The 26,262-nt window shown below is 65.0% G+C and carries 19 protein-coding genes; 4 read left to right on the top strand and 15 right to left on the bottom strand.

Annotated features, from left to right (window positions below):
- Positions 1 to 46: 46 nt before the first annotated feature.
- The 6 genes from C1878_RS05675 to C1878_RS05650 form a co-directional block, all read right to left on the bottom strand.
- Positions 47 to 460 carry a type II toxin-antitoxin system VapC family toxin gene (locus C1878_RS05675; protein ID WP_114600785.1) on the bottom strand — a complete coding sequence of 138 codons (414 nt, stop codon included), beginning with the start codon at positions 458 to 460 and terminating at the stop codon, positions 47 to 49.
- Positions 461 to 469: 9 nt separating this feature from the next.
- Complete coding sequence (locus C1878_RS05670; RefSeq protein WP_114600716.1) at positions 470 to 703, bottom strand: antitoxin; 234 nt, start codon at positions 701 to 703, stop codon at positions 470 to 472.
- A gap of 69 nt (positions 704 to 772) precedes the next feature.
- Positions 773 to 2,398: a hypothetical protein gene (locus C1878_RS05665; RefSeq protein WP_147272914.1), complete on the bottom strand. Its 1,626-nt coding sequence runs from the start codon at positions 2,396 to 2,398 to the stop codon at positions 773 to 775.
- 241 nt (positions 2,399 to 2,639) lie between these two features.
- Positions 2,640 to 3,152, bottom strand: coding sequence for an RNA polymerase sigma factor (locus C1878_RS05660; RefSeq protein ID WP_114600714.1), 513 nt, complete (start codon positions 3,150 to 3,152; stop codon positions 2,640 to 2,642).
- A gap of 40 nt (positions 3,153 to 3,192) precedes the next feature.
- Positions 3,193 to 3,753, bottom strand: coding sequence for a hypothetical protein (locus tag C1878_RS05655; RefSeq protein WP_147272913.1), 561 nt, complete (start codon positions 3,751 to 3,753; stop codon positions 3,193 to 3,195).
- A 370-nt stretch (positions 3,754 to 4,123) separates the two neighbouring features.
- The gene (locus C1878_RS05650; RefSeq protein ID WP_114600712.1) at positions 4,124 to 4,894 is read right to left on the bottom strand and encodes an epoxyqueuosine reductase QueH; all 771 of its coding nucleotides are present in this window, start codon (positions 4,892 to 4,894) and stop codon (positions 4,124 to 4,126) included.
- Between the two features lie 80 nt (positions 4,895 to 4,974).
- Here C1878_RS05650 and C1878_RS05645 point away from each other — a divergent pair, with 80 nt between their 5' ends.
- From C1878_RS05645 to secD, 3 genes are all read left to right on the top strand, one after another.
- The gene (locus C1878_RS05645; protein ID WP_241963623.1) at positions 4,975 to 5,964 is read left to right on the top strand and encodes an HAD family hydrolase; all 990 of its coding nucleotides are present in this window, start codon (positions 4,975 to 4,977) and stop codon (positions 5,962 to 5,964) included.
- A 1-nt stretch (position 5,965) separates the two neighbouring features.
- Positions 5,966 to 7,111 carry a tRNA guanosine(34) transglycosylase Tgt gene (gene tgt / locus C1878_RS05640; protein ID WP_114600711.1) on the top strand — a complete coding sequence of 382 codons (1,146 nt, stop codon included), beginning with the start codon at positions 5,966 to 5,968 and terminating at the stop codon, positions 7,109 to 7,111.
- Positions 7,112 to 7,313: 202 nt separating this feature from the next.
- A complete protein-coding gene (gene secD / locus C1878_RS05635; protein ID WP_114600710.1) occupies positions 7,314 to 10,034 on the top strand; it encodes a protein translocase subunit SecD in 2,721 nt (906 codons plus the stop codon).
- A gap of 147 nt (positions 10,035 to 10,181) precedes the next feature.
- Here the strand turns inward: secD and C1878_RS05630 are convergent, their stop codons facing one another.
- The 7 genes from C1878_RS05630 to C1878_RS05600 form a co-directional block, all read right to left on the bottom strand.
- Positions 10,182 to 11,642 (bottom strand): InlB B-repeat-containing protein, encoded by a 1,461-nt coding sequence (locus C1878_RS05630; RefSeq protein WP_114600709.1) that lies wholly within the window; start codon positions 11,640 to 11,642, stop codon positions 10,182 to 10,184.
- Between the two features lie 218 nt (positions 11,643 to 11,860).
- On the bottom strand, positions 11,861 to 14,422 hold the full coding sequence (locus C1878_RS05625; RefSeq protein WP_158539734.1) for an InlB B-repeat-containing protein: 2,562 nt from the start codon (positions 14,420 to 14,422) through the stop codon (positions 11,861 to 11,863).
- A 278-nt stretch (positions 14,423 to 14,700) separates the two neighbouring features.
- Entirely contained in the window at positions 14,701 to 17,139 is a 2,439-nt protein-coding gene (locus tag C1878_RS05620; protein ID WP_114600707.1) for an InlB B-repeat-containing protein, read from the bottom strand.
- Between the two features lie 335 nt (positions 17,140 to 17,474).
- Positions 17,475 to 19,370 (bottom strand): InlB B-repeat-containing protein, encoded by a 1,896-nt coding sequence (locus tag C1878_RS05615; protein WP_114600706.1) that lies wholly within the window; start codon positions 19,368 to 19,370, stop codon positions 17,475 to 17,477.
- Positions 19,371 to 19,695: 325 nt separating this feature from the next.
- Entirely contained in the window at positions 19,696 to 21,015 is a 1,320-nt protein-coding gene (locus C1878_RS05610; protein WP_158539733.1) for an InlB B-repeat-containing protein, read from the bottom strand.
- Between the two features lie 810 nt (positions 21,016 to 21,825).
- Positions 21,826 to 22,722 (bottom strand): carbon-nitrogen hydrolase family protein, encoded by an 897-nt coding sequence (locus C1878_RS05605; protein WP_114600704.1) that lies wholly within the window; start codon positions 22,720 to 22,722, stop codon positions 21,826 to 21,828.
- 109 nt (positions 22,723 to 22,831) lie between these two features.
- Positions 22,832 to 24,037: a nitrate/nitrite transporter gene (locus C1878_RS05600; RefSeq protein WP_114600703.1), complete on the bottom strand. Its 1,206-nt coding sequence runs from the start codon at positions 24,035 to 24,037 to the stop codon at positions 22,832 to 22,834.
- A gap of 388 nt (positions 24,038 to 24,425) precedes the next feature.
- On the opposite strand from C1878_RS05600, the gene C1878_RS05595 reads away from it, so the two are divergent.
- Positions 24,426 to 25,340 (top strand): LysR family transcriptional regulator, encoded by a 915-nt coding sequence (locus tag C1878_RS05595; RefSeq protein WP_114600702.1) that lies wholly within the window; start codon positions 24,426 to 24,428, stop codon positions 25,338 to 25,340.
- Between the two features lie 15 nt (positions 25,341 to 25,355).
- Here the strand turns inward: C1878_RS05595 and C1878_RS05590 are convergent, their stop codons facing one another.
- Positions 25,356 to 25,970, bottom strand: coding sequence for a Fic family protein (locus tag C1878_RS05590; RefSeq protein WP_114600701.1), 615 nt, complete (start codon positions 25,968 to 25,970; stop codon positions 25,356 to 25,358).
- A complete protein-coding gene (locus C1878_RS05585; protein ID WP_114600700.1) occupies positions 25,963 to 26,148 on the bottom strand; it encodes a hypothetical protein in 186 nt (61 codons plus the stop codon). Before C1878_RS05585 ends, C1878_RS05590 begins: the two co-directional genes overlap by 8 nt.
- Positions 26,149 to 26,262 lie beyond the last annotated feature (114 nt).

The following is a 26,262-nucleotide window of genomic DNA, read 5'->3' as shown; positions in this document are numbered from 1 at the left end:
CGAGCCATCTATTATAGGCGTTGGCGCCATCCGGCGGAACCTGCGCTCATGCTTCCCACTCCATTTCGTACCAGCATTCCAAGGAAAGCCCTGGCACGCGCTTGAACTCGGCCACGTTGTTGGTCACGAGCACCGCATTGTTCGCCAGCGCGGTGGCGGCGATGATGAGGTCGTTCGGCCCGATCTTCTTACCTGTCTTTTCAAGTTCGCCGCGTATGCGCGCATAGACTTGCGCGCATTTCGAATCGAACGGCACCACTTCAAACGGCAGCGTGAATTCGTCGACGAGCCACCGGGTCTTTTCCGGCCGTTTACTTTTTTCGATGCCGAGTCTCAACTCGCCTTCCACGATAGCGGGAATTTTGAAGAGCTTTGGGCTGCTGTTGCGCATCATGCCGTAGGCGTAGGGGAGTTCCCCGCGCATAAAATCAATGCAGATATTGGAGTCGAGAAGATACACGGCCTTCACCTACAACCATTTCCGAGGTGCGTCGAATTCCCAAGGAATCTCCGGTGGTTCGACGAACGTGTCGTCATCGCAGGCCCCGTACAAGTCGAAGAACCCTTGCGGCCAAAGGTTGTTCTCCGCATGATCTCGCAGCACGCCCGCCACGAACTTCGAGAGCGTTTTGTCCTCGCGCGCGGCGTTGGCGCGCAGGCTTTCCATCGTGGGATCGTCCAAGTACAAAGAAAGCTGCGGCATGGCGCCTCCTCGGTTCGCTGAATAACATACTTGCAAGTATACTTGCAATTCAAGCGCCTTGCAAGATCCTCAGCCTAAACCGCCGATGGCGAACGCATGGTAATTCTCGTTTTGCGGAACGGATGTGAACGAGTCGTACACCACGAACAGGAGGCCGGAATCGTGCAGGCATCCCGCCGGCGCGGCGAACACCTGCGTCATCCTGCGCTTCTCGCCGGCGGCAAGAGCGGTGCGGGTTTCAAACCCCTCGCTTGCGCGATCATGGCCCCACCAGTCGCTGTACAGCAAAGGTGCGTTGAGGATGAGGCAGCGGCCGTCCTCGTTTCTCAGGACGAGTTTCGAGAACTGCGACGTGTTCTTGAACGCCTGCGCGTCGTCGGTGTTCGCGACATCCATCGAAACGGCTACGAACGCGTATGCGCCTTCGATGCGACCGTCCTCGGTCACGGCGAAGCCGCGCTCTTCCCGTTGGCACTTGTTGAAGTAAGCCAGGTCGCCGTACTTGACGACGTTGGTGTCAAGTACGGACACGCCCTCGGGAAGTTGCGCCAGCCGCTTGGCATGCACGTTCGTTATCTCGAACGTGCCGTTGCCGTCGGCGCAATACGTTGTGCCGTTGCCGCGCTCGAACGTCTGGTTCGCCTCGGCGAGGAGGGCCTTCCCCTGCGAGTCGAGCACGTTGGACGCCTGAAGCGCGAAATCGTTTCCGTCTTGGTCTTTCTCCGGTATCGCGGAGGGCTCGCTGCTGAGCGCCGCAGGGGGTTCGGGTGCGTCCTCGAGCTCGTTTGCCTGTTCGAGCGAGCCGGGGAACGGTCCGTCGTTCTCGTCGGTCACGACGCCGTAGAGCGTGTGAACGTACGATTCCCCCTCTTGCAGCGCGTTGCGGTCCGCCGTTTCAGGCAACACTTCCCAGCCTTGCGCGCTGCCCATGCCCGAGTCCGTCCACGCCGCTTTCATATCGGCTGCGTGCAGCGCTATGACCTTCGTGGCGGTGCTGCCGTCTTCGAACTCCACCGTTACAGTCAGGGTTTCCCCGTCGAACAGGTCGATGGCGGCTTCGCCTGGGTCGCGCCCTGTTTCGTAAGGGTCGTTCGTCCATAGCCCGAAGTAATAGTCGCCCGAAGTCCCGGGTGCCATGTCCACGTCGATGGTGCTGCCGAGCTTCTTCGCCAGACGCACCTGGACGACGCTGTCGGGGTCGTCGCTGCCCTGGCTGGAATCCGTTCTCGCAGGTTGCACGTTGTCGTACGCTCCGTAGTACGCGCCCCGGCCTCGCCTCGTGGGATCCCACGAAAGGGCCTCGCGCCACTTCTCTGGTTCGTCGCCGACCTTGAACTCTTCGTACGTGTAGCGGTAGAGCTGCCCGCGACTCGTTGAGGCCTGGACGCCCACGATGCCGTCGCCCTGCACGCCGAACAGGCAGCCGGTGTAGCATCCGTCCTGGTCGTAGTAGTCACTAGAGGCAGAGTACCCCATGTCGCGGCTGAATACGACGGTGCCGTCCTCCCCAGGTTCAAGGAGCGTGTTGCTCGTTGCCGCATAGGCTTGCAGGACGAACCCGTCGGCCTTCGTGCTCGCCGTCGTGCCTGGCTGTTCGTTCGGGTCCGGTTGGCCGAAGGGGTTCGCCAACGTGAGCCCCGTCGCGAGCGCCGCGAGTGCGAGACAGGCCGCCGCGGCGAGGCCCCAGCGACGCACGATGCGCGGTTCGGGGGAGCGAGCCCTTTTTCCCTCCCGCTTTGCAGCATGCGGCGGCTTTTCCGCCGACGTCCGGCTGCGATTCGCGCCGCCGGTCTGTCCGGCCGAGGCTTCGGCAGGCTGAACGGCGTTCGCGCGGTTGGGCGCCTCTTTCGCGACTAACGCGAGGGTCCTTTCCCTTAAATCGTCGGAAACGTCGATGCCCTCGTGGGCTTTCCGATAGGCGTTCCGGAACTCCGACTCAAGCATCGCGGCCTCCTTCCAGCGTGATCTTCAGGGCCTTGCGAGCGCGGTGCAGGTACGACCGGACCGTTGCGGGGCTTTCGTCCATGATGCTCGCTATCTCGTCGGTTTTGTATCCTTCGAAATAGAAAAGATGGAGCGCCACCTGTTGCTTTTCCGACAGCTTTCCCATGGCGCGCTTCAGAGAGTCGACGTCTTCGTCGGGAAGGCCGCTCGCCGCTTCCACGGCAATCGCTTCGTCAAGGGCCACCTGTCGGTGCTTTCGAGCGTTTCGGTAAAGGTCGTTGCAACAGTTCACGGTCACCCTCAGAAGCCACGCCTTGAGGTGCTCGTCGCTTTCCAATGCGGGGGCTTTCTGGTACAAGCGCAGGAACACGGTTTGGAACACGTCCTCCGCGCCGGCTCGGCAACCTGTCCTGCAGAGCGCCAGGTGCAGAACGGCGCTGCCGCAGGCATCGATGGCCGCCGCTATGTCCACGAGGCTAGAGGCGTCTTCGGCCGCATCGTCCATGATCGGGTCTCTTCCTTCGGCGTAGCGCGCTTCCGCGAGGCTAGCGCAAAGTCACGTACGCCGCGTACGTTTCGGTTTCGTCGGGAACGCGGTTCTGGTCGCCGTCGACCTGCGCCTGGCAAAGGTAGACGTTCGCGCCGTCGGTCGCCGAAGCCGGCCCGAGCAGCTTGGCGTAGAGCATCCCCTGCGGGCCCCAATCGTTCGAGAAACAGGCAACGAAGAACACGGCGCGGCCCGTTTCGTCGGATATCACGTTCACGTTGTCGCCAACCCATGTCTTGCCGGGGGACGGGCTTTCTTCTCCGATGGCGAACGAGCAGTCGGATGCGAGCGGCTCGGGAAGCGTCACCGAGTAGTTCTGCATGTCGATCGTTTTGCCCGAGACGGTTGCGGGTTCGTTCGGGGCCGATTCGGTTGGTTCCGCAGCGTCGCCGCTCCCGATGGCTTCGGGGGCCGTTTGCGCGTTGTGCGTTGCGTCCGGTTCGTCGTCGCGCGCAGCGGTTCCACAGCCGGCGGCCGCCAGGCAAGCTGCCAGTGCGGCCGCGACGAGCAGGGCGGGTATCTGCGTTCGAGCTTTCGGCCGTGCTTCGGTGTGCATCACGATCGTCAACCTCCTTACCTGATGATACGGGATTCGGAGGGGAATTGTTGCATGCGGCTAGAATATTCTACTCTGGGCTCGGCACGGTTGCGCGTCTTGCTGCTGGGCCATGGCCCATCGGAGGAGTGTTTTAATGGGCGATGGGAGCGTTGTCGGGCGAGGGTTCTCGGCACATTTTTGACCGATTCTCTGCAAACTCTCGAACGTTTGGGCGCGAGCGTCTTGTTTTCGAAACGTATGAGCAGGGCAAACGGTGGGCCCGGGCGATCGACGCAAGTTCGCAAGGTGGTTTTCGGCTTCGGATTTGCAGGTAATCGGTGATTATTGTGCCGAAAGGCGAGCATGGGGCGCCTGATGGGGGCGGTTCGCCTTATTGCTCGCGCTGCTGCTCTCGCAGGGCCTTCAGCGCGGCGCGTTTGCGCGCCTGCTTCTCGGCGTAGGCTTGCCGCTCGGCCTTCTTCGCGGCGCGGGCGGTTTCCTCGGCGGCGCGCTCCTCGGCGTGCAAAGCGGCCTGGGCCTCGCGCTCGGCGGCTCGGAGGCGCTTGCGCTCCGCGCGCTCGGCGGCGGCCTCGGCCTCGGAGAAGCGGCAGCCGCAGAAGTTCTGTCGGTACATGCCCGCCTCGCGGCTTCTGCGCGTGGCCTCGTCGTAGAAAGGGCGGTAGTCTTCGAACAGGGCGTTCACGCCCGCTTGCGCGGCGGCGCGCTCCAGCTCTTCGCGGATGACGTCGGTGAACTGGTAGGGGCTCACCGAAAGCGTGGTGCCCACGGCGTCGAAGCCCCGTTCGGCCGCGAGGCGCGCGGCCTCCTCGAAGCGCAGGCGGTAGCAGGCGCGGCAGCGGGCCTCGCGCAGCGGCGCCTCCGTCGCGCAGCGGAGCACGTCGCCTCCTGCGGCCGCCAGCGCCGCCTCGCCCACGCGTCCGACCGAAGCCTCCCAGGCTTCGGGCTCGTAGGCTCCCTCGATCACGGGGACGTCCTCGCCCGCGGCCCAGGCGCGCAGCGTGTCGCGGCGGCGCGCGTACTCGGCCGCGGGCGCGATGTTCGAGTTCAGATAGGCTATCGTCAGGTCGTGGCCCGCCGCGCGCAGGATGCGCGTCGGCTCGAGCGAGCACGGTCCGCAACAGGCGTGAAGTAACAATTTCATCGGGTTCGCACGCTCCTTCGTCGCGTCGTTTATACTACCACGTTGAGAGACGCGCATCTTCGACCTAAGGAAACAACGCAATGGACGAACGCAACGAGGCATCCTCCGCCCCTGCCGACACGGAGGAATTGCTGGACACCTGGAACGCATGGGCGGCTTCGAACGCCCCCACGTCGGCGGACGAAGGCGGCATCCGCGCCTACCGCGCCGTGTTCTTCGATTTGGACGGCACGCTGCTGCCCATGGAGATCGAGGAGTTCTTAGGCACGTACTTCAAGGCCATCGGGCACTACGTGGCGGAACAGGGCCTCGACGCCCAGGCGTTCTCGGCCGGCTTCAAGGCGGGCATCGGCGCCATGGCGGCCCACGACGACGGCCGCACGAACGCCGAGGCGTACTGGGAGGCGTTCTTCGAGCACGTCGAAGGCGGCGAAGACGCGTGGATGCCCCTGCTGAACGAGTTCTACGACCATGATTTCGGCGCCATCGGCAAGGGGGTGGAGGCGAACCCCGCCTGCGCCCGCGCCATCGAGACGCTGGCGGCGAAGGGCTACCCGCTCGTGCTGGCCACCATGCCCATGTTCCCGCATCGCGCCGTTGAGTGGCGCTTGAGCTGGGCGGGCGTCGACTCGGCGCGGTTCTCGCGCTTGACCTCGTTCGAGAACTCCACCTCGGTGAAGCCGAAGCTTGCCTACTACGCCGAGAACCTGGCCGCCTGCGGCCTGCGCGGCGCCGACGTGCTCATGGTGGGCAACAACACGGTGGAGGATTTGGCGGCCTGCGGCTTGGGCGTCGACGCGTTCCTCGTCACGGACCATCTGCTGGACCCGACGGACGGCTTCGACCTCGCGTCCGTGAAGCACGGCGCCATGGAAGAGTTCGCCGCTTGGGTGGAGACGCTGCCGCCCTGCGCTAATCCGGCGACCGACATCGAGGCGGGCGCCGTTCCCGCCGAGGCACGCGAGGCGGTCCTGGCGGCCGACGCCTCCGGAGCCGTCGACGCGGCCGAGGCCTCCCGCATCGCCGCACGCGCCGCGCTGGGCGGCGACGCCGACGAGACGAGGGCGTAACGTGGCCCTGTTCGACTGCGCCTGCCAGGCGCGAAGCGGCCATGCCCGCGCGCTTTCCTACGAGACGGCGCACGGTTCCTTCCACACCCCCATGTTCATGCCGGTGGGCACGAGCGCCAGCGTGAAGGGCGTCACCACGGGCCAGCTGCGCGAGCTGGACGCCCAGGTGGTGCTGGCGAACACGTACCACCTGTCGCTGCGACCCGGCGCCGACGTGGTGGCCGAGGCCGGCGGCGTTCACCGCTTCATGAACTACGACGGCCCCATGCTCACCGACTCGGGCGGCTTCCAGGTGTTCAGCCTGGCCGACACGCTCAAGCTTGACGACGAGGGCCTCACGTTCCGCTCCATATACGACGGCACGAAAGTGCGCTGGACGCCCGAGAGCAACATGGCCATCCAGGAGCAGCTGGGCGCCGACATAGCCATGCAGCTGGACCAGTGCACGCCGTATCCGGCCGAGCGCTCTTTCGTGGCGAAGGCCGTGGACCTGTCTGCCAACTGGGCGCGCCGCTGCCTCGCTGCGCACCAGCGCCCCGACCAGACGCTGTTCGGCATCGTGCAGGGCGGCATGGAACTGGATCTGCGCTTGGAGAGCGTGCGCCGGCTGCGCGAGGTGGAGGACGAGAGCCTGGCCGCGGGCGGGCGCCGCTTCGGCGGCTTCGGCATCGGCGGCTATTCGGTGGGCGAGGAGCACGACGTGATGTTCGAGACGCTGGGCCAGGTGGCCCGCGCGCTGCCGGAGGACCGGCCGCGCTACCTCATGGGCGTGGGCAACCCCACCACGCTCGTGCGCGCGGTGCGCGAGGGCGTGGACATGTTCGACTGCGTGCTGCCCACCCGCACGGCCCGCATGGGCACGGCGTTCAGCTCCACCGGCCGCATGAACATGCGCAACGCGAAATTCACGCGCGACTTCGGCCCGCTCGACGCCGCCTGCACGTGCCCCACCTGCCAGAACCACAGCCGTGCCTACATCCGCCATCTGGTGAAGCAGAACGAGATGCTGGGCGGCATTCTGCTGTCCGTGCACAACCTGCACTACCTCATCGACCTCATGCGCCGCGCGCGCGAAGCCGTTCTGGCCGACGCGTACGAGGAGTTCTACCAAGCGTGGATGGCGAGCCCGGCAGCGAAGGACTACTAGAGCGCCCTGTTCGACGGATGCTGGCAGGTTGATGCGTGGAGGCGGGCGATGCCTTCGTTTGCGCTTGAAATGTTCGCGGTCAAGTATAATTTAATGACAAGTAGTGTTCGCTGGTCGGGATTTGTGGCACAATAGGACAGTTGACGTGTCGCGGGGCTCTCCGCGCATGCGCAAGACGATGAAACGAACGAGGAGAACCTCCATGGCGACAGCCCAGAAACCGAAGAAGAAGCCCGGCCGCTCGGTCGACCGGCGCAACGTCTGGCTCCTTATTGTCACGACCCTGCTGGTGGTGGGGTCGATATTCATGTTCGCGCCTCCGCAGGAGAAGATCAACCAGGGTCTGGACATCCAAGGCGGCCTGTCGGTGGTCCTCACGGCGAAGGGCACCGACGGCCAGGCCGTCTCCGCCGACGACATGGAGAAGAGCCGCGCCATCATCGAGAGCCGCGTGAACGCGCTGGGCGCCTCGGAGGCCGTGGTTCAGGTGCAGGGCACCGACCAGATACTCGTGCAGATCCCCGGCCTCACCAACACCGAGGACGCGCTCAACACCATCGGCAAGACCGGCAAGCTGGAGTTCGCGCGCCTCGACTCGTTCACCGACAACGACGTGAAGACGAAGATCGAGAACGGCCAGTTCGGCAACGAGGCCACCGTCACCGACGAGCTGGGCAACTCGCTGCCCTCGGGCACCACCGAGCACTTGAAGGTGGAGAGCGGCACCTACACCCCGCTCGTCACCGGCAGCAACATCACGAACGTGTCCGTCGGCCAAGCGAGCCAGACGTCGACTGACTACGGCGTGAACATCCAGCTTGACGGCGAGGGCACCGCCGCGTTCGCCGAGGCCACGAAGGACCTGGTTTCCACGAAGGGCAAGATCGTCATCATCCTGGACGGCGAGGTGCAATCGGCGCCCGCCGTGCAGTCCGAGATCCCGAACGGCGACGTGCAGATCACGGGCAACTACTCGCTCGACGAGGCCAAATCGCTGCAGACCGTGCTGGAGAGCGGCTCGCTTCCCGTGAGCTTCGAGTACGCGCAGAGCCAGGTGGTGGGCCCGACGCTCGGCCAGGACGCGCTGGCGTCCGGCGTGCTCGTTGCGCTCATCGGCTTGGCCGTGGTCATGCTGTACCTGCTGTTCTTCTACCGGGGCCTGGGCATCATCACGGCGGCGGCCATGGGCATCTTCGCCGTGCTGTATCTGGGCATTCTGGCCACGCTGTCCGCGTTCGGGCTGTTCAGCTTGTCGCTCGCGGGCATCGCGGGCGTCGTGCTCACCATCGGCATGGCGGCCGACTCGTCCATCCTCACCATGGAGCGCTTCCGCGAGGAGATACGCATGGGCCGCAGCGTTCGCGCCGCGTCCATCACGGGCGTGCGGCACGCCATCGTCACGTCCATCGACGCCGACTTGGTGACGCTGGTGTCGGCGCTGTCGCTGTTCTTCCTGGCCACGGCCAGCGTCAAGGGCTTCGGCCTGACGCTCGCGCTGGGCATCGTGTGCGACATCGTCATGATGCTGCTGTTCAAGGCGCCGCTCATCCGCCTGCTGGCGCCGAAGGTCATCGCGAAGCACCCCGGCTTCTGGGGTGTGAAGGACGCCGAAGCCGCCGCCAAGGACTACGAGGCGTTGGCTCTGGCCGAGGGCACGAGCACGGCCGCGGCGGAGGCCGGCGAGGCCATGGACGCGTCCGCCAGCGAGCGCTTGGCCGAGAAGCGTTCGGGCGAGGCCGGCGAGGCCGCCGCGGAGGCGGCGCGCAAGCCGCGCGGACGCTTCATCAAGCACGACATCAACTTCCTGGGCCATCGGCGCATCTTCCTCACCGTGGCGGCGGTGCTCGTGTGCGCGTCGTTCGCCGTCGTGGGCTTCAAGGGCCTGAACTTCGGCATCGAGTTCGTGGGCGGCACGTCCATCTCGTTCCACGGCACGGGCGACGTGACCACCGAGCAGCTGCGCACCGCCTTCGACCAGGCCGGCGAGCCCGACGCCGTCATCCAGACGACGAACGCCGACGGCCAGGAGGGCTTCCTCGTGCGCACCACCACCACGAGCGCCGAGGACGCCACGACGCGCGCGAACCAGGTGGCCGACGATTTGGGCCTGTCCACCGAGAGCTTCGAGGTCACCACCATCGGGCCCGACTGGGGCGCGAGCGTCATCCAGTCGTCGCTCATCGCGTTCCTGGTGTCCATCGTGCTCATCATCATCTACATCGCCATCCGGTTCGACTACAAGATGGGCGTCACGGCCATCGTGGCGCTGTTGCACGACCTGGTGCTGGTCATGGGCATCTACGCCCTGGTGGGACGCGAGGTGAACCCCAACACCATCGCCGCGCTGCTCACCATTTTGGGCTACTCGCTCTACGACACGGTGGTCGTGTTCCACCGCATCAACGACAACATGCAGGGCGACGACATCAAGTGCACGTTCATGACGATGGCGAACCACTCCATCAACCAGGTGCTCGTGCGCACCATCAACACCACGCTCACCTCGCTCATCCCGGTGCTAGCCATGCTGTTCTTCGGCGGCGAGACGCTGAAGGACTTCGCGTTCGCCATGGCCATCGGCCTGATCTGCGGCTCCTACTCGTCGGTGGCGGTGGCCACGCCGCTGTACTCCATGTGGAAGACCCGCGAGCCGCGCTACGCGAAGCTGCAGAAGAAGTACGGTTCGCAGGTGGGCCGTTTCGAGTTCGCGAACCCGAACGCCATGGTTCCGGCCGCCGCGAAGGCGGGTAATGCCATGCCGGCCGCGAATGCGGGAAGCGCCCAGGGTACCGCGACGGCTCAGGCCCCGAACGCTGCTGCCGGGTATGCGGCTTCCGGCGACAAGCCGCACGGCGCGAGCGCTTCCAAGGCGGCGCCCAAGCCGCCCAAGGCGAAGCGCAAGAAACGCCCCGACAAGAAGTAACGCGCAGGAATCGGGGAAGGCTCCGATCGTGGGAGCCTTCCCTGCGTTGCGGGCGGAAGCGCCTGCGGTAAACGAGGAAAGCCCCGGCGAGCCGGGGCTTTCCTCGTTTATGCCTATGGGGCGTTTTCGCGGTTCGCCGCGCGGACGCTAGCTGGACTTCCTGCGGGAGGCCAGCACGCCGCCGGCGCCGAGGGCGGCCAGGGCTCCCAGGGCGACGAACGGGGCGGTGTCGCCGGTCTTCGGCAGACCGCCCTTGGACACCTGCACGAGCGGCGGCCGCTTGTCCGTCGGATCGGTCGGGTTGACGGGGTTCACGGGATCGACCGGGCGTGCCTTCACCGTGAAGCTCTGCGAGAGCGTTTCGAAGGCTCCCGTGCGCTGCCAGCCCGTGCCGGCGACGTAGCGCTCCTGGGCGTAGGATGCCGTGACGGCATAGTTGCCGGGATCGCTCATGGTCGCGCTGGAGCGATGGGGGGACGCGGCGGGGAAGTCGCCGTGGATGGACGAAGTGACCTCCCAGGACACGGGCACGTAACGCGTTTCGCCGTCAATGCTCCCTGGCTCGTCCTGGCGATGGCCTGTGGCCAGGAACGACACGTCGTCACCGGCGAGCAGGTTGTCGTTGTCGAGCTCGAGCGCGTTCTGGTGCGCGTCGGCCTGCGGGGCCCAACGAGCGACCAGGCGGGCGCCTCCGTCGGGCATGGTGAACGTCTCGCCGGCCCGGTACACGCCGCCGTCGTTCTCGTTCAGCCATCCGGCGAACGCGTAGCCGGTCCTGGTGGGCTCGTCGGGCGCCACCGTAACCGGGTCTCCCGCTGCGTAGCCGTTGGTGTCCACGGGCACCGTGCCGCCGTCCGCGCCGTTGCCGTCGTAGGTCACCGTGTACTGGGCCGCCCAGAGGGCGCGCAGCGACGCGTCTCCGTATGGCATGGCGTACGTCTCGCCGGCTTGGTAGACGGCGCCGGTTGCCATGTCCATCCAGCCTACGAACTGGTAGCCGGGTCGGGACCAGTCGACGCCGGCTCCACCTTCGGGGCCCACCGACGTGATGGCGCTCAAGCGAAGGTAGTGGCCCCCGTCGAGCATTCCTCCTGATGCGATAGTCGTGTCGCCGGGGTAGTAATTGCGGTAGTAAGACAGCTGGTAGAGCTTGTCGGGCGTCGTCGCACTGGCTATGTCGGACAGGTCGCTGCGGTTGCCGCTGCCGTCCACGGCTGCGACGCGATAGTAGTAGGTCGTGTTCGAATTGAGGCCGACGTCCATGAACTCTGCCGACGCCGAGGTGCCTATGAGCTCGTAAGGGCCCGGCTCGCTGGTGCTGCGGTACACCTCGTAGGCTTGGGCGTCGGCGACGGGGCTCCAGCTTGTTACGATGGCGTCGGACCACAGCGCGTCCGCCCTCAGGTTCACGGGCTTCTCGACGGTCGCATCCGCTCCTGCGGACGGTTCGGCATATGCGGCGGGAACGAGCATCGAAAGCGCCAGGAACAGCGCGAGGGCGAGCGCCAATGCGGCGCGCGCCGGCGAGGGGGCGGGCAGGGTGCGAATGTTGTGCATGAGGGTCTCCTTCGTGGGACGGCTGCGAATGGGGTGCAAATTCATTATCATGAATACGCCTTCCCTGGTCGCAAGCCGTTTCCGTCACGTGATGGCGGTTTATGGGACCGTTGCCGCAGCGTTGCCCGTTCGTGGACGAGCTTCGCGACGTCGGTGCGCTTTAAAGCGCGCGGGCGCTAGGAGCCTGCGCCGGAAAAGGAGAAGGCTCCGACGAATCGGAGCCTTCCTCGTGATTGCGGATGCGCACGGCGCGTCTCTGCGAGAGGGCTTTACCCTTGCTTTTTACGCAGAGCGTGCACGCCCGCTGCCCCCAAGGCGGCCACGACGCCCAGAAGGACGAACGGCACGGCCTCGTCGCCGGTCTTGGGCAGGAAGCCCGCCTTGGACAAGGCGGTCGGAACGCCCGGCTTCGCGGCTTGGTTGTTGTCCGGCGCCGGTCCCGCCTGAGGGGTCCAGCGGGCAACGAGGCGCGTGCCGCCCTCCGGCATGGAGAACGTGTCGCCGGCGCGGTATGCCTTGCCGTCGTGGTCGGCCGTCCAGCCGTCGAACGTGTAGCCGGTCCGCGTGGGTTCGTCGGAGGCCACGGTCACGGTGTCCCCCTTGGCGTAGGCGAGCGCGTCCACGGGCACGGTGCCGCCGTCCGCGCCGTTGCCGTCGTAGGTCACCGCGTAGGCGCCCGGCGCCCGCACCGTGAAGGGAACCGATATCATCTCGAGGTCGCCCACGGGGTGCCATGCCTTTATGTTCGCGTCGTACACCCGCATGACGAAGGTCGCCGTCAGAACGTAGTTGCCCGGCATGTTCATTACCATGCTGTCGGTGAAGGGATGCTGGTTCGCGAAGGGCATGTGGTTCGAGAGGAGCGGGACGATGGTCCACGAGACGGGATCGTAGCGCGTTTCCCCGTTCACGTCGCCGGTGGCCTCCTGCCTGTCGCCCGTGGCCGTGAACCGCAGCGTGTCGCCCACGGTCAGGTCGTCGTCCTCGACCACGAGCGTGTTCTTGCCCTTGTCGGCCTGCTCGGCCCACAGGGCGACGAGGGTGATGCCGTTTTCGGGCATGGCGAAGCGGTCGCCGGGCAGGTACACCTTGCCGCCCGCAGGGTTCTGCCATCCGCCGAACGTGTACCCGGTGCCGGCCCTCGTGGGCGTTTCGACGGGGATGTTCACCGGATCTCCCGCCAGGTACGTGTTGTTGTCGACGGGCACCGTGCCGGGGTCCGCCCCGTTGCCGTCGTAGGTTACCGCGTAGGCGGGCGCCCAGATGGCGTACAGCGACGTGTTTTCGTTCGGCATGGTGTAGCTGTACACCTGCCCCCAGTTGGCAGATCGGTCGGTGTTCCAACCTATGAGCTTGTAGCCGGCGCGGGTGTAATCATCGTGCGTGGTGCCCACCGAGGACACGTCGCTCAAAGGGATGGAAGTACCCGCCGGGTATTCCCCGCCGGGCGAGAAGAACGCGTCCTCGGGCGAGTGGTTGCGCAGATAGGTGAGCGTGTAGGTGCGCTCCTTCACGGTGAAATCGGTTGCGAGAGTCGCGGTGTCGCCCGTGCGCTGCCAGCCCATGCTGTGCGAGTAGTGCTCGAGGGCGTAGGTTGCCGTCAAAGTGTAGTCGCCGGGTTGGTCGATGATCGCGCTTTCCTCGCGGGGGGACGTGCTGGGAAAGTCGCCGGAAAGGCCCGACCTGATGGTCCACGACGTGGGGACGTAGCGCGTCTCGCCGTCGACGGTGCCGGGCTCGTCCTGTCGGTCGCCCGTGGCCGTGAAGGTGAACACCTCGTGCGCGTACGGCTCGTTGTTGTCCAGTTCGAGCGTGTTTTTGCCCGCATCCGCCTGTGCCCCCCAAAGGGCGGTGAGGCTCATGCCCCCCTTCACCATGCGGAACTGTTCGCCGGGGTAGTACAAGTTGCCGCTGTCCTTGTCCAGCCAACCGCCGAAGACGTAGCCGTCGACGCGAGCCCAGTTGTCGCCTGGAACGCCTACCGACGTGATGTCGCTGGCGGATACGAGGGCGTCTTCTTCGAAGCTGCCGCCGGGCGAGAAGAACGCATCATCGGGCGTGTAGTTGCGCAGGTAGGTGAGCTCGAAGGTGCGCGCCTTGACGGTGAAGTCGACCGAGAGCGTTGCGGTGCTGTCCATGGGCAGCCAACCAACGCTCGGGATGTATCGCTGCAAGGTGTAAGTGGCCGTCAAAGTGTAGTTGCCGGGCTGGTCGATGATCACGCTGTCTTTGTAGGGGGCCGGGCCGGAGAAGAAACCTGAAAGATCCGACCTGATGGTCCACGACGTGGGGACGTAGCGCGTCTCGCCGTTCACGGTACCTGCGGCGTCCTGGCGGTCGCCCGTGGCCGTGAACCCGAATCCCTCGTGCGCGTACGGCTCGTAGTTGTCCATCACGAGCGTGTTCAGGCCCGGGTCGGCCTGCTGCGCGGGGAGCGATTCCGTTCTGGCGCTGACGGGACCGCCGAAGGAGCTCGTCTCGCTGGCGTTGTAGGCGGCGACCATATAGTAGTAGGTCGTGTCCGGACTGAGCCCGGTGTTGGTGTAGCTCGTCGATGTCGTGTTTGCTATCTGCTCGTAGCTCCCCGACTCCGAGGTGCTGCGAAGCACCCGGTAGCCTTCGGCGCCGGAGGTGGCGGCCCAGCTTATCTCGATGGAGCTCGACGATGTGGCGTTGGCGCCGAGTCCTGCGGGAGGGTCGAGGGTCGCCCGAGCGGACGACTCGGCGAACGCGGCCAGGGGAAGCATGGACAGCCCCAGCAGCAGCGCGAGCAGGAAAGCCAGCGCGCGGCGTGCCGGGGGCGAAGTGGGCAAGGTGCGAAGGTGCGGCATGGGAACTCCTTCATCCATCGGGTACGGATTGGTAATGCGAGTGTCACCACCCCATTATCCAGATCGCGTAGCCGTTCTAGTTGAGCCGTTGCCGCTATGTCACGACGATTGCCAGATCGTTTCCTTGTCGTTGCCGTGGCGTTGAAAAACGGGTCGTCGAGGGACTTCTGCCGACACCGCGCAGGACCGGGCAAGGGAAGGGCCCCGGCATGCCGGGGCCCTTCCCTTGTGTAAAGATTGCCGCTGCCGTCTAGGCGCGACCCTTGCAGGAGATGGCGCTACCCCTGCTTTTTCCTGCGCAGGGACCGCACGCCCAGCGCGCCGGTGGCCGCGAGCGCGCCCAAGGCCACGAACGGCACGGCCTCGTCGCCGGTCTTGGGCAGGAAGCCCGCCTTGGACAGGGCGGCCGGCGTGCCCTTCGAGCCGCCTCCGTTCGGGCCCGGGGCCGCCTGCGGGGTCCACTGGGCCACCAGGCGCGCGCCGCCCTCGGGCATGGCGAACGCGTCGCCGGCGCGGTAGACCTTGCCGTCGTGGTCGGCCTTCCAGCCGGCGAAGACGTGCCCGGACTTCACGGGCTCGCCCGAGGCCACCGTCACGGCATCGTCCTTAGCGTAGGCGAGCGCGTCGGTGGGCACGGTGCCGCCGTCGTGGCCGTTGCCGTCGTAGACCACGGCGTAGGCGCCCGGAGCCCGCACGGTGAAGGGGACCGAGAGCGACACGCAATTGCCCGTGGGGTCCCACGTGTCGCAGCAGATGTTGTAGAACTCCTCGACGTACACCGCCGTCAAGGTGTAGGTGCCGGGGGTGCTCGTCACGTAGCTGCCCGTGAAGGGATACTGGTTTGCGAACGGCAGGTAGGGCAGGACCGATTCGACGGTCCACGAGACGGGGATGAAGCGCGTCTCCCCGCCGGCAGAGCCCTCAACGTCTTGGCGGTGGCCCGTGGCCGTGAATGTCATCGTGTCGCCCACGATGAGGTCGTCGTCATCTATCACGAGCGTGTTCTGCCCCTGGTCGGCGTGCTCGGCCCACAGGGCCTTGAGGTTGGCTCCCTCTTCCGGCATGAAGAAGATACGTTCGGGCTGGTACACCTGGCCGTTCAGCGTATTCAGCCAGCCGCCGAACGTGTACCCGGTCTTCGTAGGCATGTCGCTGGGCACAGGCACCTCTTCGCCCGTAACGTACTCGTTGTTGTCCACGGGCACGATGCCGCCGTCGGCACCGTCGCCGTCGTACGTGACCGTGTGCAGGGCACCCCAGGTGGCGTATAGATTCAAGGGCCCATCGGGCATGGGGTACTGTACCGTGAAGCCCCATGGGCTCCTGGGGTCGTCGCTCCAGCCCATGAACCGGTAGCCGCTGCGAGCCCAGTTGTCGCCGTCGGTTCCCACCGACGTGATGTCGCTCAAGGGGATGGAGACATTTGGCGCGAAGTCTCCGCCGCTTGCGGAGGCGGTGTCGCCGGAGTCGTAGTTGCGGTGGTACGTGAGCGGACTCACCCGTTCCTTTACGGTGAAAGGCTTCGAAAGGGTTGTGGTTTCCGGTGTGGAAACCCAATCGCCGACGAAGACGTCGTACACCTGCTTTTCGTAGGTGACCGTCACCGACTGGGCGCCGAGGTTCAGCGTTACAGCGCCGGCCGTGAAGGGGTACGTGTCGATGAAGGGGACGTCGGAAAACGGGTCGACGGTCCACTTGACGGGGATGTAGCGCGTGTCGCCGTCGGAAGTGCCCGTCGCGTCTTGGCGGTCGCCCGTGGCGGTGAACGAAATCGGTTCGCCCAAGTACAAATCGTCGTTGTCCAGCACGAGCGTGTTGTTGGCCGCGTCGGCCCGCTCGGGCCACTGGGCAAGGAGAATGGCGCCGTTTTCCGGCATGGGGAACGTGTCGCCCGGCTGGAGCACTTGGCCGGTGAACAAGTTGTGCCATCCGCCGAACGTGTGTCCCGGCCATACGGGCACCATGGAAGACACGGTCACGAGGTCGCCCGGAAAGTAGCCCCGGTTGTCCACGGGTACGGTGTTCTCTTCGGCGCCGTCGCTGATGTAGATTGCCTTGCGCTGGGTTTCCCAAATGGCGGAGAGGGCTAGAGGCCGATCGGGCATGAGGACCACGGTGCCGGCTGAGATCACTTGGCCGTCTCCATCCATCCAACCCATGAACTTGAGATCGGGGCGAGACCAGTTCGCGCCGGCGGTGCCAACCGACGTGATGTCGCTCAGAGGGACGCTGGCGCTGGCGAGAAAGTTTCTGCCAGATACGAATTCCGTATCGCCTTCGGGGTAGTTGCGATAGTACGTGACCGCGTGGACCTCTCCGTTCGTCGTTGCGGAGACGATGCCCGAAGGGGCGCTCGGCTCGACGCCTTTGTAGGCGACGACGTAATAGTAGTAGGTCGTGCCCGGCGCGAGGCCGTCGCTCACGTAGTTCGGAACGCTTCGAACGCCTACGAGGGAGAAGTCGTTCGAGCCTGAATCGCGGCAGTACACCCAATAAGAGTCAGCGCCGTCGACCGGATCCCAGTCAACCAAGATGGCATTTTGCATCGAAACTTCTGCGTGAACGTTGCCGGGAGGGTTGACGGTCGCGTCCGGGCCTGTGCCCTGGTCGGCGAACGCGGCCAAAGGGATCATCGAGAGCCCCAGCAGCAGCGCGAGCAGGAATGCCAGCGCGCGCCGCGCCGGGGGCGAGGTGGGCAAGGTGCGGATAGTGTGCATGGGAACTCCTTCTCGTCAGGTAACGACAAAAACACGGCGTGGTTTTTCTGTCCAAACCGTTTCTTAAGTATTTATTAATTGTTTTCGCTGTGTCACTGAGATCGTCGGATCGTTACCTCGACGTTGTCGGATCGTTGAAAAAAGAGGCTCGCGTTCTCAGAAACGATTCAATCAGCGATGCTGCGTATGGGCATGCCCTCAAGCACTCGTGCGGGTGCCGTTTTCTCAAAGGGCCATGGGTATTCTGGCGCGTTGCTCGCAAAAACGAGGAAGCCCTCGGCGAACCGGGGCTTCCTCGTGCTTAGGAGTTGTCTGCAACGTGCCTCAACAGAACGCTATTCCTGCTTCTTCCTGCGCAGAGAGCGCACGCCCAGCGCGCCGGCGGCCGCGAGCGCGCCCAGGGCCACGAACGGCACGGCCTCGTCGCCGGTCTTGGGCAGGAAGCCCGCCTTGGAAAGGGCCTTCGGTACGCTGGGCTTCGCGGCCTGGTTGTTGTTCGGGCCCGGGGCCGCCTGCGGGGTCCATTTGGCCACCAGGCGCGCGCCGCCCTCGGGCATGGCGAACTTCTCGCCGGCGCGGTAGACCTTGCCGTCGTGGTCGGCCGTCCAGCCGGCGAACTTGTAGCCGGCCCTCGTGGGCTCGTCGGACGCCACGGTCACCGCGTCGCCCTTGACGTAGGCGAACTCGTTCACGGGCACGGTGCCGCCGTCGTGGCCGTTGCCGTCGTAGACCACGGCGCACGTGGGCGCCCAGATGGCGTAGAGGTCCGTCTTGCCGTTCGGCATGGCGAAGTTCCCGGTGACGCTCCAGTCGGCGGTGCGGTCGGTGTTCCAGCCCATGAAGCGGTAGCCCTCGCGGGTGTAGTCGTCCTGCGTGACGCCCACCGAGTCGATGCTGCTCAAAGCCACGGTATCGCCTGCGGCGAAGGCGCCGCCGGGTGCGACGAACGCGTCCTCGGGCGTGTAGTTGCGGAAGTAGGACAGCTCGTAGGTGCGCGCCTTCACCGTGAAGGGTTTCGAGAGCGTCGCGGTGTTGCCCGTGGGCTCCCAGCTGTCGCAGCAGATGTTGAAGAACTGCTCGACGTAAGTTGCCGTCACGATGTAGGATCCGGGCTCGTCGATTATCGCGCTGCCCCGATAGGGAGCGTCGGGGGAGAAGGGCAGGTCGTGGAAGTTCGACTCGATGGTCCATGACACGGGGACGAAGCGCGCCTCCCCGCCGGTGGAGCCCGTCTCGCTCTGGCGGTCGCCCGTGGCCGTGAACCACACGGCGTCGCCTGCGGTTAGGTCGTCGTCGTCCAGCACGAGCGTGTTCTTGCCCGCGTCGGCACGCTCGGCCCAGAGGGCGACGAGGTAGGCGCCGCCCCGCGTTATGGGAAAGTCCTCATTCGGCTGGTGTACCGCGCCGTCCGCGCGGTTCTTCCAGCCGACGAACGTGTATCCGGTTTTCGTTGGCGTGTCGAGGGGGATATGCACCAGGTCGCGCGAGAAGTACATGCCGTTATCGACGGGCACGATGCCGCCGTCCGCGCCGTTGCCGTCGTAGGTGATTCCGAAGGGGCTATCCCATGCAGCAGACAGGAGCAGGAACGGCTCTTGCATGGGAAGGGTAGTGCCCGGGTTGTATACCGTGCCGTCGCTGCTGTTCAGCCATCCCATGAACTTGAAGTTGGGGTTGGACCAGTCTTCGCCATCGGGGTCCACCGACGTGATGTCGCTCAGGGTGACGGGGGTGCCCGAGGCGAATTGTCCGGCAATCGATGTGAGAGAGTCGCTGCCGTCGGGGTAATCGCAGGTGTAGATCAGGGGGTAGGTTTGTGCGGATGGGCTCGGGTCGGGTATCATGGCGCTGGCGACGGCGGACATGTCGCTTGCTTCTTCATTCCAAAACGTGGAGAGGCGGTAGAAATATGTCTTGCCTGGTTGAGCGTCTGCATTCGTGTACGGGGAACGTTCCGGATGGGCGATTTCTCTCCAAGGCCCCGTTAGTGAATCACCTTTGTACAGAATGTAAGAATTGGCTTGCGCGGCAGGGTCCCAAGATATCTCGATGCCGTAATTTGTGTCCCTCGCCTGGATGTTGCTCGGCGGTTCGGGGATCGCATACGGCTCTGCGGACGGCCCGGCGAACGCGGCCAGAGGGATCATCGACAGCCCCAGCAGCAGCGCGAGCAGAAACGCGAGCGCGCGGCGTGCCGGGGGCGAGGTGGGTGCGGTGCGGATAGTGTGCATGGGGTTTCTCCTTCACTTGTCGGTAGACGACAAAAGACACGGCTTGGATTTGATACCCAAACCGTGTCTCAAGTATTGACGAAACGTTTTCCCCGTGTCACAGAACTTCCGTACCGTTACCCCGGTGTCATCGTGTTGTTGAAAAGCGACCTTTTTGGGTCGATTCGCCCCCGAAAGCTTAAAAGGGCGCTCCTCGGGCGCGGACGCCGGCAAGGACCAAAATCGTTGCCGGCTCGGGCACCCGAACGCAAGCAGCCCCGGTTCGCCGGGGCTGCTTTTCTGCGGAGTTGCTAGGGAAGGGCGCAGGTTTTTGCGGGGATCGGCGCTACTCCTGCTTCTTCTTGCGCAGCACGTGCACGCCCGAGGCTCCCAGAGCGGCCACGATGCCCAAGAGCGCGAACGGCGCGGCCTCGTCGCCGGTCTTGGGCAGGAAGCCCATCTTCGATGCGCTGGCCTGCGTGCCCTTCGGCGTGTTCGCGGGCGTGCCCGGTTTCGCGGCTTGGTTGTTGTCCGGGCCCGGGGCCGCCTGTGGGGTCCAGCGGGCTACCAGGCGCGCGTCGCCCTCGGGCATGGCGAACGTGTCGCCGGCGCGGTAGACATTGCCGTCGTGGTCGGCCGTCCAGCCGGCGAACTTGTAGCCGGCCCTCGTGGGCTCGTCGGACGCCACGGTCACCGCGTCGTCCTTGACGTAGGCGAGCGGGTCCGTAGGAACCGTTCCGCCGTCCGCGCCGTTGCCGTCGTAGGTGACCGCGTGCTCGCGTGCCCATATGGCGTACAATGCGGTCTCTTCGCTCGGCATGAGGTAGTCGCCTACGACACCCTGGCTGGCGAAGCGATCGGCGCTCCAGCCCATGAACCTATAGCCGTCGCGGGTGTAGTCGTCCTGTAGGATGCCCACCGACCCGATGTCGCTCAAAGGAACCTCGGTTCCTGCTGCGAAGTTGCCCGCTGGCGAGAAAAACGCGTCCTCGGGCGTGTAGTTGCGCAGGTAGGTGAGGCTGTGGACCTGAGCCCTCACCGAGAAGGGAACCGCGATAATATCGTGATTGTCGGGGCCCATGGATTCCCACTCGTTGCAACAGATGTTGAAGTACTGCATGTCGTAGGTCACCATCACGTAGTAGCGGCCGGGCTCTCCCATTATCGCACCGCCCCGATAGGGGGAGGTGGGAGGATCGAAGGGAAGTTCGACACCGTCGAGCAGCGGCAAGATGGTCCAGGAGATGGGGATGTAGCGCGTCTCCCCGCCGGCGGTGCCTGCGACGTCCTGGCGGTCGCCCGTGGCCGTGAACCGCACCGTGTCGCCCGCAGTCAGGGTCTCGTCGTCCAGCACGAGCCTGTTGTTGCCGGGGACGGCGTGCTCGGCCCACAGCGCAGTGAGGGTGATGCCGCCTTCGGGCATTGTGAACGGGTCTCCAGGCTGGTACACCTCGCCGGTCGCGAAGTCCTTCCAACCGCCGAACGTGTACTCGGATCCGATGCGCGTGGGCGTCTCGGTAGGCACGGTGACCAGGTCCCCTGCGAGGTATGTGTTGTAGTCCACGGGCACCGTGCCCGCGTCGGCGCCGGCACCGTCGTAAGTCACATGGAACTGCCCGTACGGGGGCAAGGTAACGCTGGCGACGTTCGACGGGAGGCTCTTCATATCGGGCCCCATGGAAATAACGATATAGTAGTACGTTCCGCCAGGGGCGGCATCTTGGTCTAAACAAGAAAGGTTTTGAGCGTTCAAGTCGAAGATTATTTCAAAGGGACCGTTTTTAGCGACGCTGCGGAATACGGAGTATCCATCGACATCGGCCACGGCATCCCATGTTACGTGGACGCCGTCGCTTTCGAGAAACGCTTGAACGTTGCCCGGTGCATCGGGGCGCTGGGTTCCCCTTTCTTCCAGGTCGGCGAACGCAGTCAAGGGGAGCATTGAAGCCCCCAGCAACACTGCGAGCAGAATTGCCAGTGCGCGGTGTGGCAGGGTCGAGGCGGGTAGGGCACGAATATCGTGCATAGGAGACTCCTCCATTCGTCAGGTAACGACAAAACAATTGGGATTTGCTGTTTAAACCGTATCCTTAGTATTTACGAATTGTCTTTTACGTGTCACGCAGAGATCCGATCGTTACCTCGGTGTTATCGGATCGTTGAAAAGCGCTCCCCGTGCTGCTCGGATCGATCCTAAGAGCGCCTATTCGGTGCATTCGTTGGGCTTTGGTGCATGTGTGCGCCGAAACGCCGCCTTCTTCCGTAACCCACGGCGCGAGGCACGGGGCTCTGCAAACAACGAGGAAGGACCCGGCCCGGGTCCTTCCTCGTTGTTTGCGGGCTTGCATGTCCGCCTGTCTTCATGCGCTTCTACGAATGCTGCTTGGCCCGCCTGCGCAGGGAGTGCGCGCCCGGCGCAGGCGGGCGGCCACGACGCCCGTTATCCCGTCTATCCCGTCGTTGAAAAGCAAGCTCTTTACCGTTTGAACCGTTCTTGGGCGGCCAGCTCGCCGTACCAGCGGGCGTAGACACCGGGGCGGAAGTCCGGCTCCGCGTCGGCCCATTGCTTGGCCAAAAACGGCTTGTCCACGTAGGACAAATCGACGGTGCCCAGGTGCAGCTCCTGCTCGTCGGAGCCGGGCGCTCCGCAGGGGCCGCCGGTGTAGTAGCAGATGGCGGGAACGTTCTTGCCGGGGCCTATCACGCTGCTGCCGCCCACGAAGTCGTCGGACACGGCGCAGCCGGTGCAGTTCGCCGAGGCTATGTACACGTCGTTGTTCGCGGCCAGGTACTCGAGCGAGTCTTTTATGTTGCGGGCCGTGACACCCGTGTTCACGGCGAACGGGTTCGCTATCAGGCGGCACCCGCTCGCGCGGTAGTAGCGCATGATCTCGGAGAACACGAACGTGTCGTAGCAGATGCTCACGCCCACGGGTCCCCACGGCGTGCCGAACATGAACGGCTCGTCGCCGCGGCCGGCCCAGGTGGACTCGGCCCCCGGCAGGTGCATCTTGCGGTAGCGGCCCAGCACGCCGTCGGGCCCGCAGGCCACGGCGGCGTTGTAGACGGTGCCGTCTTCGGCGCGCTCGGCCAGGCCGAACACGGCGTACACGCCCAAGCGGTGCGTGACCTCGGCCACGGCCTCCGTCGACGGCCCCGGGATGGGCTCGGCCAGGCGGTGGTGCATGCATTCCTCGCCTTCCGGGACGGCGACCACGTCGTAGCCGGTGAGCGCCGTCTCGGGCAGCACCACCAGGTTCGCCCCGCGCGCGGCGGCGCACTCGATATAGCCCACGATGCGGTTCAGGTTCCGTTCCTTGTCGCCCCAGCGCGGCTCGAACGTGACCACGGCGACGTTAATGATGTCCTTCATGGATGTTCCTCCTTCGTTTTGGCGTTGTGTCCCAAATGGGGACTGTCCCCATTTGGGACATTTTGCGGCGAACGCGCGTTGCGAACGCCGTTTTGCGCGGCCTTGCGTTCTAGCGCAGCTTCGGCGTGACGAACGTGCACACGGCGCCCACCACGGCCAGCGGCACCATGAGGTAGAACATCACGTCCCAGCCGAACGCCTCGATGAGCAGGCCCACCAGGCTGGAGCTGAGGAAGATGCCCACCCACTGGAACGTGTTGAGCAACGCCACCGCCATGTCGCCCTGCGCGGGCGGCACGAGCTCGGCCACGGCCGAGAAGCACAGCCCCACGATGCCCATGACCGCGATGCCGAACAGCACCACCAGCACTACGAACACGCCGGTGGGGAACGTGGGCATGAGCGCGTAGGTCACGGCGCTCGCCAGCATGAGCACGCCGAGCGGCTTCTTGCGCGAGCCCATCTTGTCGGACACCATGCCCGCCACGATGCCCACGGGAATGCCCACGAGCGGCGCGATGCTCACGATGGAGCTGGCGGCCGCGGCGTCCATGCCGCGCACCTCGGCCAGGTACGTGGGCAGGAACGAGATGACGCCCTGCTCGGCGATGAGGTACACCATGAGCGTGATGCCGATAAGCCACACGCCCTTGTTCAGGAACACGTCCTTCGAGAACAGCTTGGCCGGCGCGGCCGCCGGCTCCGCTGCTTCGCCGCTCGGCGCGCCCGCCGCCGCGAGCGACGCGTCCAGGTTGCGCAGCGCGATGATCCAAACCACTAGGAACACGACGGCGTACGCGGCCGTGAACCACCACACGTTCTCCCACGCCCCGGCTTCGGCGATACGCGGTGCCAGGTTGAACATGGCTATCTGGCCGAAGGCCATGAAGCACATGAGCAGGCCCATGGCGCTGCCGCGCCGCTTGTCGTCGAACGAGCTGGCCACGGCCGCCGGCCCCAGCGTCATGAGCAGGATAAGCCCCACGCCCTCCACGATGCGGCTGCCCAACATGACGGCGTACCCCAGGTTGAGCGCGCCCACCACCGAGCCCGCCAAGATGGCCGCCAGCGCGATGATGCCGGTTTTGTAGTAGCCCAGCTTCGCGATGATCACGCCGCTGGGTATGGCCAGGAAGATGCCCGAGAACACGAACACCGACATGAGCAGCCCCGCCTGCCCGGCGCCCGAAAGCCCCATGCTCTCCGTGAGCACCGGCACGATGGGCGCCACCTTGTTCAGGCACATCGCCCCTGCCGTCATGGACATGAGCATCATGAACAGCACGAGGCCGGGAGAAATCTTCTTCCGTTCCATTCGCCTCACCCCTTTCCTCGCGGCCCGTAGGCCGGACCGCGTTCGCTTCGCGGCGGCTCCGCCTTCGCGTCCCCGAAGCGGCCGCTCTCATACCTCCCGTACTGCTTCCAGCCTACGCGGGCGTGCTCTATAGCGGAATGAACGATGCGGAGAGGGGTATCAATAGTCACGTGAGGCCGATTCTAAACGCACGCCCTGGTGCGTAGAATGAAGGAACGGAACCGACGTGCCGACGGAGAGGGCAGCGCGCTGTGCGCTTTGTCATCCTGAGCGTAGGCGGCGAAGTCGCCGTAGTCGAAGGATCCCGCGCGGCGTCAGCCGGGAGAGCTGCAAATGTCCCAATTGGGGACTGTCCCCTTTTGGGACATTACAGGGAAGGGAGGCGGCCATGGACACGCGCGATCTCAAGGTGTTCGTGGCCGTCTACGAGACGAAGAGCATCACGCGGGCCGCGAAGGAGCAGTTCCTCAGCCCGCAGGGTTGCAGCAAGATCATCCAGAAGATCGAGGGGGAACTGGGCACGTCGCTGTTCGCCCGCAACCACTTCGGCGTGAGGCCCACGCCGCAGGGCGACGCGCTCTACCGCCGCGCGCAGATGGTCATCCGCCTGCTCGAGGGCGTGAAAGACGAGGTGGAGGCCGCCCGCGCGCTCAAGTACACGCTCAACATCGCCTCGACGCAGGGGGTGTCGGAGTACCTCTCGCTCGCGTTCTTTCGCGCTTTCGCCGAAAGCCATCCGCTGGTCAGTCCGCGCGTCATGGAGAGCCCCGACGCCATCGCGAAGCAGCGTCTGGCCGACAACACGGTGGAGATCGGGGTGCTGGGCGGGCCTATCGACCTGTCGGTGTTCCATGCCGTGCCGTTCACCGTCCACCGGCCGTGCCTCGTCATCAACGAGGAGAACCCCCTCGCGCGCAAGGCGGCCGTCGACTACGCGGACCTTGACTGCCAGCCTCTCGCCATGGTCAGCCGCGAGTTCGCCTCGCACCATCTGGTGGTGAACCGCCTGTTGAACGCCGGCGTGCACGTGGACATCGTCGTGGAGGCCACCGAGCTGGACCTGTGCCATCGGCTGGCCGAGCAGGGCGACGCCATCGCCGTGTCGTTCGACTTCGCCGCCTGGGGCGGCAAGCGCGCGCATACGGTCATCCGCCCGTTTGCCGATCGGAGCTTCCTCTGGGAAACCTTCATCGTGCGCAAGGCCGGCGTCGAGCTGTCGCCCCAGGCGCAGGAGTTCTGCGACTTCGCGCTCGCCTGGGTGGGCGACCACCGCGACGACCTGTTCCAATGGCCGGGAGCGTGAGGTGCGGAAGACGTGCTAGCCGGCGGGCGTCACATGCTCGCGCAAAAGACGTTCGAGACGATCGGTACTCACATGCATTGACTCGATGTATGCCTCGCAAAGTTCCGCCGCTTCGACGTTGCGGAAGTTCAACTCCCAGCCGGCGTTTCGCGCAAGCTGGTTCGCGAAGGCCCTCTGCGCCCTTCCGTTGCCTTCCCGGAAAGGGTGGAGGGCGTTGATTTCTGCGATGAAATAGGCGAGGCGTACGATAAATGAGTCTCGGTCGAGATTCTGCAGGTAGCGTTCGGACTTGAGCTTGCCGAACAGTTCGTTGGAATAAGGGACGATGAACTCGGGCGAGCAGAAGAGGCTGGCACCCTTTGCGATGAAGCTTTTCGTGCGTATCACGCCCGCCCAAGGATACAGGTCGCCAAAGATTGCCCGGTGGATTGCGCAGAGGTGGTCGAGGTCGAACGAGCCCGGTACCGGGCTGATGTCGATTTCAGCGATTCTCGCACCGGAGAGGGCGCGCTCTATTTCCCACAGCTCTTCGCGGGATCTGATGCCGAAACGGTTTGCCAGCACATCGGTTCCGGCATAAAGGTAAGCATCCTCGGCATCGTACGCGTAGCCATACTCCCGATCAGGCATAGCGCAGGCCCGTGGTTTTCGCTTCTTCGACGTATTGCGCAATCAGATCCGAGAATGACAGTTCGCCGCGACCGATCCTGCGCAGGTTCTCCTTTTCGCGCTCGGTCATGTGTAGCCCCTCGACGGCGAGCGAGCTGGCGGCCTCTTCGATATGGATTTCCATTTGGCGGTCGGTCATGATTCACCTCGATTCCTTTCCCTCAGTTTAGCACACGCTTATGAGCGCCGTGTGGGCGGCGTAACGCGAAGGAAGCCGACCTGATGTCGGCTTCCTTCGCGTTCTCTGAGGCGC

This window comes from Gordonibacter sp. 28C, from assembly GCF_003339845.1.
Lineage (GTDB): Bacteria > Actinomycetota > Coriobacteriia > Coriobacteriales > Eggerthellaceae > Gordonibacter.
This window is presented reverse-complemented; position numbering and strand designations above follow the sequence as displayed.

What these genes read in the sequence shown, in the direction of transcription:
- C1878_RS05625 (WP_158539734.1), bottom strand. Translation starts at nt 14,422, where the DNA reads ATGCCGCACCTTCGCACCTTGCCCACTTCGCCCCCGGCACGCCGCGCG.
- C1878_RS05620 (WP_114600707.1), bottom strand. Translation starts at nt 17,139, where the DNA reads ATGCACACTATCCGCACCTTGCCCACCTCGCCCCCGGCGCGGCGCGCG.
- C1878_RS05610 (WP_158539733.1), bottom strand. Translation starts at nt 21,015, where the DNA reads ATGAAGAGCCTCCCGTCGAACGTCGCCAGCGTTACCTTGCCCCCGTAC.
- C1878_RS05595 (WP_114600702.1), top strand. Translation starts at nt 24,426, where the DNA reads ATGGACACGCGCGATCTCAAGGTGTTCGTGGCCGTCTACGAGACGAAG.
- C1878_RS05600 (WP_114600703.1), bottom strand. Translation starts at nt 24,037, where the DNA reads ATGGAACGGAAGAAGATTTCTCCCGGCCTCGTGCTGTTCATGATGCTC.
- C1878_RS05670 (WP_114600716.1), bottom strand. Translation starts at nt 703, where the DNA reads ATGCCGCAGCTTTCTTTGTACTTGGACGATCCCACGATGGAAAGCCTG.
- C1878_RS05650 (WP_114600712.1), bottom strand. Translation starts at nt 4,894, where the DNA reads ATGAAATTGTTACTTCACGCCTGTTGCGGACCGTGCTCGCTCGAGCCG.
- C1878_RS05615 (WP_114600706.1), bottom strand. Translation starts at nt 19,370, where the DNA reads ATGCACACTATCCGCACCGCACCCACCTCGCCCCCGGCACGCCGCGCG.
- C1878_RS05585 (WP_114600700.1), bottom strand. Translation starts at nt 26,148, where the DNA reads ATGACCGACCGCCAAATGGAAATCCATATCGAAGAGGCCGCCAGCTCG.
- secD (WP_114600710.1), top strand. Translation starts at nt 7,314, where the DNA reads ATGGCGACAGCCCAGAAACCGAAGAAGAAGCCCGGCCGCTCGGTCGAC.
- C1878_RS05630 (WP_114600709.1), bottom strand. Translation starts at nt 11,642, where the DNA reads ATGATAATGAATTTGCACCCCATTCGCAGCCGTCCCACGAAGGAGACC.
- C1878_RS05645 (WP_241963623.1), top strand. Translation starts at nt 4,975, where the DNA reads ATGGACGAACGCAACGAGGCATCCTCCGCCCCTGCCGACACGGAGGAA.
- C1878_RS05660 (WP_114600714.1), bottom strand. Translation starts at nt 3,152, where the DNA reads ATGGACGATGCGGCCGAAGACGCCTCTAGCCTCGTGGACATAGCGGCG.
- C1878_RS05590 (WP_114600701.1), bottom strand. Translation starts at nt 25,970, where the DNA reads ATGCCTGATCGGGAGTATGGCTACGCGTACGATGCCGAGGATGCTTAC.
- C1878_RS05605 (WP_114600704.1), bottom strand. Translation starts at nt 22,722, where the DNA reads ATGAAGGACATCATTAACGTCGCCGTGGTCACGTTCGAGCCGCGCTGG.